General features: G+C 56.6%; 2 protein-coding genes. Both read right to left on the bottom strand.

Annotated elements, in window-relative coordinates; genetic code table 11:
• Positions 1–581, bottom strand: a 581-nt coding sequence (locus tag DXA43_RS10100) for a PTS sugar transporter subunit IIC (RefSeq protein WP_147344768.1), incomplete at its 3' end; no start/stop codon positions are given.
• Positions 582–806: 225 nt separating this feature from the next.
• Positions 807–1,697, bottom strand: a complete 891-nt coding sequence (locus DXA43_RS10095) for a DMT family transporter (protein ID WP_233540081.1) — start codon at positions 1,695–1,697, stop codon at positions 807–809.
• Between the last annotated feature and the right edge of the window lie 126 nt (positions 1,698–1,823).

Here is a 1,823-nt window from a genome sequence, read left to right as displayed (position 1 = left end):
CCGAGCATGGCGAAGCCCATGGCCGGCAGGATGTTGGCGGCAACGCCGCAACCGTCGATGATGAAGGGCGGGATGAAGTCGAGCAGACCCTGAATGGCGTCGGAACCCAGATAGAAGGCGCCGCCGCACAGCAGGAAGTACTCAACGCAACCCCAAATTCCAATTCCCCAATGAACGGCGTAGATGCCTTTGAGGTTTCCCTTGAGGGCGAACTTGTCTGCCATATCGACAAACACAGGGAACAAAGCATTGGTAATGTTGCCGATCGTCAGCGAAAGGACGGCGATGGGCATGGCGAGCGCGATGGCCGTCTCGGTACCCTGGCCGAGCTGGATGGCAAACGCGCAGGCGAGCACGCCGCCGACGGTTTCGTTAGGCGGCACGTAAGCGCCGATGGAGATCGAGCCCATGAACAGCAGCTCAAGGCTTGCACCTACGGCAAGGCCAGTCTGCAGGTCCCCCAGCACCAGGCCCACGAGCGGGCACAGGACGATGGGACGGAACGCGTAGAGGGTGCCGAGCTGGTAGTCGAGGCATCCAAACGCTCCGACTAAGCCAACGAGGATTGCTTGGACAAGCATAATTCCTCCCAATAAGGAATATCGAACCGTCGTCACTCCCGTCGCGCGCGTTGTTGATATCAATTCCGGGAGTTCGATCACACGGCTCGAAGCGTACCTGGTGTGCTGCTAACACCCATGCCAGGTACAAATGATTTGATACCAATTATAGGTATGCAGGTTCTTACTATTTAATACCACTCGCCCAGCGGGGTGTTTTTTACCGTAAACGGCAGACGCATCCCATCAGGCATGTTCCTTGTTTCGATGGCGGACAAGCGCCACCAGAAAGCCATCGCCAAAGGCATCAGATGCCAAGTTGGCTACAATTACCAAAACGATAATCGCCGCGCCCAAAAACTCGTTCCAGCGAAAGACCTCGCCAAAGAGGAGCGCCGACCAGCAGGGAGCGAGCACGACCTCACTCATGCAGACCAAGTTGGCCGCAAACGCGTTAGTGCGCGCAATCCCCTTGGCATACAGCACGCTCGCAAGGCCACTGCAAAAAAGGCCATGCACCAGCATGAGCCCCCACTCAAATGGTCTCACGGAGTCTAGGGTGCCGGCAAAATAGACGATCGGCAGCATCGAGATACCGCAGGAGATGAGCGAGGACACCATGGGCGACGCATCGGGGCGAGAGTTCAAAAAGAAACACAGCCCAAAGGTGGCGCCCGAAATTACGGCAAGCAGGTTGCCGAGCATGCCCTCGGCACTCAAATCACCTAAAAAGAAAAGTCCCATACCCGTAAAAGCAACCACCACAGAGGCAATCTTCGCAGGCGAGGGCAACGTGTGTGTTGCGAGCGATTGATACACGATAACGAAAATCATCGAGGTGTACTGCAGGACGATTGCGTTACCGACCGTCGTGAGCTGGTTGGCAAAGTTAAACGTGGTGCCTGTCACGAAGTTGCAGACGGCCACAAGGACAATAAGACGGCTGACGCGGAGGACAGGCCTGCCGACGAGCAGGATAAAGAGCGCCATAAATATTGCCGTGACGGCACCGATCAATAGAGCTGACTGCGAATTGGCGTGAACGAGGATGCCGATAAAGCTCCACAAGAGCGCCGTGCCAAATAGATACATCGCCCCGCTCACGCCATTATCGGGTGGATTGTCAGATCGAATCACGAAGCACCTCCAGCTAGCTTTCGATAATAAAAAACGGCGACCGCAGCGGGTCGCCGTTTCCCTTGGGGGCAGATAATAGGCCGGGCCCTTACGCCAGCACGCCGAAGAACGCGCCGACGATGCCCA

The organism is Collinsella sp. OF02-10 (assembly GCF_003463445.1).
Lineage (GTDB): Bacteria > Actinomycetota > Coriobacteriia > Coriobacteriales > Coriobacteriaceae > Collinsella.
The sequence above is the reverse complement of the archived record's forward strand: the minus strand, read 5'-3'. Positions and strand labels throughout refer to the sequence as shown.